General features: G+C 71.0%; 7 protein-coding genes. 4 read left to right on the forward strand and 3 right to left on the reverse strand.

Annotated features, from left to right (window positions below; all coding sequences use genetic code 11):
* Positions 1–37 precede the first annotated feature (37 nt).
* On the reverse strand, positions 38–1267 hold the full coding sequence (locus VF557_13430) for an acetyl-CoA C-acetyltransferase (protein HEX8081206.1): 1230 nt from the start codon (positions 1265–1267) through the stop codon (positions 38–40).
* Positions 1268–1447: 180 nt separating this feature from the next.
* Between VF557_13430 and mce the strand changes: the two genes are divergently transcribed.
* The 4 genes from mce (at position 1448) to VF557_13450 (ending at position 5455) form a co-directional block, all read left to right on the forward strand.
* The gene (gene mce / locus VF557_13435; GenBank protein ID HEX8081207.1) at positions 1448–1870 is read left to right on the forward strand and encodes a methylmalonyl-CoA epimerase; all 423 of its coding nucleotides are present in this window, start codon (positions 1448–1450) and stop codon (positions 1868–1870) included.
* Positions 1871–1961: 91 nt separating this feature from the next.
* Entirely contained in the window at positions 1962–3314 is a 1353-nt protein-coding gene (gene ccrA, locus VF557_13440) for a crotonyl-CoA carboxylase/reductase (protein HEX8081208.1), read from the forward strand.
* Positions 3315–3371: 57 nt separating this feature from the next.
* A complete protein-coding gene (locus VF557_13445; protein HEX8081209.1) occupies positions 3372–4364 on the forward strand; it encodes a hypothetical protein in 993 nt (330 codons plus the stop codon).
* On the forward strand, positions 4361–5455 hold the full coding sequence (locus VF557_13450) for an AI-2E family transporter (GenBank protein HEX8081210.1): 1095 nt from the start codon (positions 4361–4363) through the stop codon (positions 5453–5455). Before VF557_13445 ends, VF557_13450 begins: the two co-directional genes overlap by 4 nt.
* Before the next feature lie 136 nt (positions 5456–5591).
* On the opposite strand, the gene VF557_13455 is transcribed toward VF557_13450, so the two are convergent.
* Both VF557_13455 and VF557_13460 read right to left on the reverse strand, forming a co-directional pair.
* Positions 5592–5873, reverse strand: coding sequence for a helix-turn-helix domain-containing protein (locus tag VF557_13455; GenBank protein ID HEX8081211.1), 282 nt, complete (start codon positions 5871–5873; stop codon positions 5592–5594).
* Positions 5870–6246: hypothetical protein (locus VF557_13460; GenBank protein HEX8081212.1), on the reverse strand; the 377-nt coding region annotated here is incomplete at its 5' end. The genes VF557_13460 and VF557_13455, both read right to left, overlap by 4 nt.

A 6246-nucleotide genomic window follows, 5' to 3' on the forward strand; every position in this document is an offset into this window, starting at 1 on the left:
TTGCGCGGCGTGAGGTGGGTCGCCCGGAGACCACCGATCAGGAATTCTGCGAGGCGGGGTCCTGGGCACTGGCGCGCTTGGGGACCCGCACGATCAGGGCGTCGCCCTGGCCGCCGCCGCCGCACAGCGCCGCGACCCCGATCCCGCCGCCGCGCCGCTGCAACTCCAGCGCCAGGTGCAGGGTGAGTCGGGCGCCTGACATCCCGATCGGATGGCCGATGGCGATCGAGCCGCCGTTGGGGTTGACGATCTCGGCCGGGACGCCCAGCTCCTTGGCCGAGGCCAGCCCGACCGCGGCGAACGCCTCGTTGATCTCGATCAGGTCCAGGTCGGCGACCGTGATGCCTTCCTTGGCGACTGCTGCCCGAATCGCCATGGCCGGCTGGTGCTGCAGGCTCGAGTCGGGCCCGGCGACCACGCCGTGCGCGCCGATCTCGGCCAGCCAGCTCAGGCCGAGCTCCTCGGCCTTGGCCTTGCTCATCACCACGACCGCGGCGGCGCCGTCGGAGATCGGCGAGGCCGAGCCGGCCGTGATGGTGCCGTCGGGACGGAACGCCGGGCGCAGCCGGGCCAGCGTCTCGACGCTGGTGTCGGCGCGGACGCCCTCGTCGAAGCGGAACTCCAGCGGCTCACCCTTGCGCTGCGGGATCGAGACCGGCACCACCTCGTCGTCGTAGATGCCGTTCTTCCAGCCCTCGGCTGCCAGCTGGTGGCTGCGGGCGGCGTAGGCGTCCTGCTCCTGGCGGCTGAACTCCTGGTCGCCGTTGTTGGCCGCCTCGGTCAGCCCGCCCATCGCCTGGTCGGTGAAGACGTCCCAGAGGCCGTCGTAGGCCATGTGGTCGGTCATCTGGACGGTGCCGTACTTGAACCCCTCGCGGGACTTGGGCAGCAGGTGCGGGGATTGGGTCATCGACTCCTGGCCGCCGGCCACCACGATCTCGAACTCGCCGGCCCGGATCAGCTGGTCCGCCAGCGCGATGGCGTCGATGCCGGACAGGCAGACCTTGTTGATGGTCAGCGCCGGCACGCTCAGCGGGATGCCCGCCTTGTGGGCGGCCTGGCGCGCCGGGATCTGGCCGGCGCCGGCGGTGAGCACCTGGCCCATGATCACGTACTGCACCTGGTCCGGAGCGACGCCGGCCTTCTCCAGGGCGCCCTTGATGGCCAGGCCGCCGAGCTCGACGGCGGAGAAGTCCTTGAGCGCGCCGAGCAGCTTGCCGACCGGGGTACGGGCGCCGGCGACGATGACCGAGGTGGTTGCTGACATGTCTGCCTCCTACAGCTGCGACGAGCAGCAGCGACGTGCTGCCCGGACGCCGCGGACCAGTGGGCTGGCGCGGCACAGTATGCCCACAATATCGAGCTTGGCGGCCGGAGCCAGCCCCGCCCGGCTATGAGCCGTGCCACCCGCTCTTCTCCCCCGGGGCCGTCGGCGGGACCATGTGCCATGACCATCCTGCGGATCGACCATGTGGGCATCGCTGTCGCCGACCTCGACGAGGCCATCGCCTTCTACCGCGACACCTTCGGCCTGTTGAGCGTGCACGAGGAGGTCAACGAGGAGCAGGGCGTCCGCGAGGCGATGCTGGCGGTCGGCGACGGCACGAGCCGGATCCAGCTGCTGGCGCCGCTGAACGACAGCTCGACGCTGGCCAAGTTCCTCAACCGCAACGGCCCCGGCGTGCAGCAGTTGGCCTACACCGTCGATGACGTGGCGGCGACCTCGGCCGAGCTGCGCGGCCGCGGGCTGCGGTTGCTCTTCGACGAGCCCAAGCGCGGCACCGCCGGCTCGCTGGTCAATTTCGTCCACCCCAAGGACGCCGGCGGCGTGCTGATCGAGCTGGTGGAGCCCGCGACACCCGGTGTGTGAACCGTCACCACGCTCGGCCGAAAGCGCTACCCGTCAGTAACCTGCTGGCACCGTCAAAGCCTGCGCGTCAACACCCGGAAGGGCCTGTGCCGTGGACCAGATACGTGCCGCCGTCAACGCTGTCAGCGACTCCGCCGCGCCCGGCCAGCTGACCGACCTGGCCGGGTTGGAAGTCCCTGACAGCTACCGCGGCGTGGTCGTGCGCGCCGACGAGACCAGCATGTTCGACGGCCTGAGCACCCGCGACAAGGACCCCCGCAAGTCCCTGCACCTGCAGGAGGTGCCGACCCCCGAGGTGGGACCGGGCGAGGCGCTGATCGCGGTGATGGCCAGCGCGATCAACTACAACACGGTCTGGACGTCCATCTTCGAGCCGGTGTCGACGTTCGACTTCCTGCGCCGCTATGCCCGCAGCAGCGAGCTGGCCCGCAAGCACGATCAGCCCTATCACGTGGTGGGCTCGGACCTCTCGGGCGTCGTGCTGCGCACCGGCCCCGGCGTGTCGCGGTGGCAGGTGGGTGACCGGGTGGTGGCGCACTGCCTCTCGGTCGAGCTGGAGGAGCCGCAGGGCCACGACGACACCATGATGGACCCGCAGCAGCGGATCTGGGGCTTCGAGACCAACTTCGGCGGCCTGGCCGAGCTGGCCCTGGTCAAGTCCAACCAGCTGATGCCCAAGCCCGAGCACCTGACCTGGGAGGAGGCCGCCTCCCCCGGCCTGGTCAACTCCACCGCCTACCGGCAGCTGGTCAGCCACAACGGCGCCAACATGAAGCAGGGCGACGTGGTGCTGATCTGGGGGGCCTCCGGCGGGCTGGGCGGCTATGCCACCCAGTTCGCGCTCAACGGCGGCGCCATCCCCATCTGCGTGGTCTCCTCACCGGACAAGGCGGAGCTGTGCCGCCGGATGGGCGCGGAGCTGATCATCGACCGGTCGGCCGAGGGGTACCGGTTCTGGAAGGACCCGCAGACCCAGGACCAGTCCGAGTGGAAGCGGCTGGGCGCCCGGATCCGGGAGCTCACCGGCGGCGATGACCCCGACATCGTCTTCGAGCACCCGGGCCGCGAGACGTTCGGGGCCTCGGTCTACGTCGCCCGGCGCGGTGGCACCATCGTCACCTGCGCCTCGACCTCGGGTTACCTGCACGAGTTCGACAACCGCTATCTGTGGATGAACCTCAAACGCATCATCGGCTCGCACTTCGCCAACTACCGCGAGTCCTGGGAAGCCAACCGGCTGATCGCCAGGGCCGCGATCCATCCGACGCTGTCACGTGCCTACCCGCTGGCCGAGACCGGGCAGGCCGCCTATGACGTGCACCGCAACGCCCACCAGGGCAAGGTCGGCGTGCTGTGCCTGGCCGAGGGCGAAGGCCAGGGCGTGACCGCGCCGGACCTGCGGGCCCGGCACCTGACCGCGATCAACCGGTTCCGCGACGCCTGAGGCGCGGACACGGCTTAACGCCCGCCAGGCCGGCGCCCGGCATGCGACCATGGTGGCATGGCAGCAGACGACAACAGCACAGAACTACTGCCGCTGCTCGACGAGGACGAGCCCATCTTCGACGTCGGCATCCGCGGCTACGACAAGCGCCAGGTGGACAGCTACGTCTCCCAGGCCGAGACCCAGATCGCCGAGCTCAAGGCAGCCCGTGACTCCGCCCTGGCGACCAGTGCCGACCGAGCCGCGCAACTGGCCAGCCGCGAGGCTCATATCGAGTCGCTCAAGCAGCAGGCCGCCAAGGCCGCCGACGCCCCGAGCCCGGTGGTGCACGTCTCGGACCGGATTCGCGACATGCTGCAGCTGGCCACCGACGAGGCTGCCCAGACCCGGCGCACCGCCGAAGAGGAGGCCGCCGGAATCCGGCGGGCCGCCGAGCAGCAGGCCGAGCAGGTGCTCTCGGCCGCTCGCGCCGACGCCGAACGGGTCCGGGCCGACGCCGCCGCCGCCCAGCAGCGGCTGACCGCCGGAGCCAGCCAGCGCTCGGCAGAGGCCGATCAGAAGCTCGCTCAGGCCCGGGTGCAGAGCGCGGCCGAGCTGGACAAGGCCCGAGCCGAAGGCGCCCGGATCGTCGATCTCGCCGCGGGCGAGCTGGACAAGGCGCGGGCCGAGGCCGCTCACATCCTCGACCTCGCCACCGCCGAGCTGGACAAGGCCGTCGCCGCCGCGGCCAGCATCACCGAGGCCGCCGAGGTCGAGCGGGACCGGCTCGACAACGAGGCCGCCGCGGCCCGCGCCGCGGCCGAGCGGGCCTCGATCGAGCGGTTGCGGACAGCGGAGCAGGACTTCGAGATCACCCTGCGGAGCCGGCGCAGCGCCGCCGAGCGGCAGGCCCAGGTCGATCAGCAGGCAGCCCGGGCCACCGCCGAGCAGCTGATCACCGAGGCCCGCGAGCGGGCAGCCGCGCTGGACGCCGAACGGGAGCAGACCCACCAGCGGCTGCGCGAGCTGCACCAGCAGCTCGGCGCGGTCATCGACGCCGCCTCGCCGTGAGCGAGCCGGCCCAGCCGTCTGATGAGCAGCCCGCCCACCCGCTGACCGCGCCTCCGAGGCGAAGCTTCGCCACCTACTCCCCGTTCCGGCTCGGCCTCACCGCGACGATCGGCTTCGGCCTGACCTACCTGCTCTTCCGGGCCCTGGACCAGAGCAAGGACACCCTGCTTCTGCTGGCGCTGTCGCTGTTCCTGGCCGCCGGGCTGGACCCCGCGGTGCGCCGGGTGGAAAGCGGCGGCCTCAAGCGCGGTCTGGCCGTGGCCATCGTGTTCGTGGGCGTCCTGGTGTTCCTGACCGGGATGTGCCTGGCGGTGGTCCCGCCGCTGGTCGAGCAGACCACCACCTTCATGCGCAACCTGCCCGAGCACGTCACCGACCTGCAGCAGAACCGCCGGATCGCCGACCTGGACCGGCGCTTCGGCTTGCTGGCCTCGCTGCAGAACCGGCTGGAGGGCTCCACCGTCGCCGAGCAGGTGGCCGGCAACCTGCTCAGCGTCGGCACCACAGTCGCCACGACCGTCTTCAAGATCTTCACGCTGGCCATCCTGACGCTGTACTTCCTGGCCTACCTGCGCGACATCACCGCCTTCGCCTACCGGATGACGCCGGCCTCCCGCCGGATCCAGGTCAGCGGGATCGGCGACAAGATCGTGGCCCAGATCGGCGCCTACGTCGTGGGCACGGTGGCCCTGGCCCTGTTGCGCGGCACCGTCACGCTGGTGTTCCTGTGGGCCATCGGGGTGCCCTACCCGTTCGCGCTGGCGTTCATCGCGGCGGTGCTGGACCTGGCCCCGGTGGTCGGGACCGTGCTGGCCGGGGTGGTGGTCTCGACCGTCGTCCTGCTCGAATCGGTGCCCCAGGGCCTGGCGGTGATCGCGTTCTTCATCGGCTACGAGGTGCTGGCCCGGTTGGTGTTCTTTCCCCGGCTGCTCGACCGGTCGGTCCGGATCAGCCCGGCAGCCGCCCTGGTGGGAGCACTGGCCGGCTACACCACGCTCGGCGTGGTCGGCTTCCTGATCTCGATCCCGCTGGTGGCGGTGCTCACCCTGATCATGCGCGAGGTGGTGCTGCCCCGCCAGGCCGCCCGCTAGGGCACTGCAGCCGGGCTCCCGCTAGGCCGTGTTGATCATCTCTGATGTGATCCAGATCAGGGGTGGCGGCGAGGCTGAGGGCGGCGCGGTAGCTGCGGAGGAGCTTGTCGGAGCGCATCGCGATTCCGCGCCACACCTAGGCCTCCTCGGCGCCCCAGCGTCCGAGCGCGACGATCGCCTCGCGCAAGGCAAGCCCGCGATCGGTCAGCGCGTAGGCCCGGGTGTTGTGCCGGAGCGGCAGACGGGTCAGTACGCCGGCCGCTTCGAGCTCGCGCAGGCGGGTCGCGAGCATGTTCGTCGGCACTCCGAGGTCGCGCTGCAGATCGCCGTAGCGCTGCGGCCCGTCGAGCAGCCGTTCCACGACCAGTAGGGCCCACCGGGCTCCGACGATGTCGAGGGCCGCGGCGAGGTCGCTCACGCGGTCGGATCGGCGTCCGGCTTCATCCAGAACGGCGAGTAGTGATAGCCGTCGAGGTCGTCGAACTGGCGCTGGTACATGAAGGGGTAGTCGTCGGTGTCACCGATGCGCCCGCCTGCGGCGCCGGCGCGCTCGGTGAGCTCGTCGACCGCCTCGCGACTGCCCAGGTCGAACGAGACGGTGACCTTCGAGGGCGTGTGGGGTCCGCCGACCAGCTCCTCGACGCCGCCGACGCTCGCGTACATCTCGCGGCTGCCGAGCATGACGTACTGCTCGGGCGCGATCGCGAAGCACGACACGTTGTGATCGGACATCTCGGCGTTGAGGGTCCAGCCGAGGGCGGTGTAGAAGGCGGTCGCGCGCTCGACGCTCT

The sequence above is a fragment of the Jatrophihabitans sp. genome (genome assembly GCA_036389035.1).
Lineage (GTDB): Bacteria > Actinomycetota > Actinomycetes > Mycobacteriales > Jatrophihabitantaceae > Jatrophihabitans_A.

What these genes read in the sequence shown, in the direction of transcription:
- VF557_13430 (HEX8081206.1), bottom strand. Translation starts at nt 1,267, where the DNA reads ATGTCAGCAACCACCTCGGTCATCGTCGCCGGCGCCCGTACCCCGGTC.
- mce (HEX8081207.1), top strand. Translation starts at nt 1,448, where the DNA reads ATGACCATCCTGCGGATCGACCATGTGGGCATCGCTGTCGCCGACCTC.
- VF557_13445 (HEX8081209.1), top strand. Translation starts at nt 3,372, where the DNA reads ATGGCAGCAGACGACAACAGCACAGAACTACTGCCGCTGCTCGACGAG.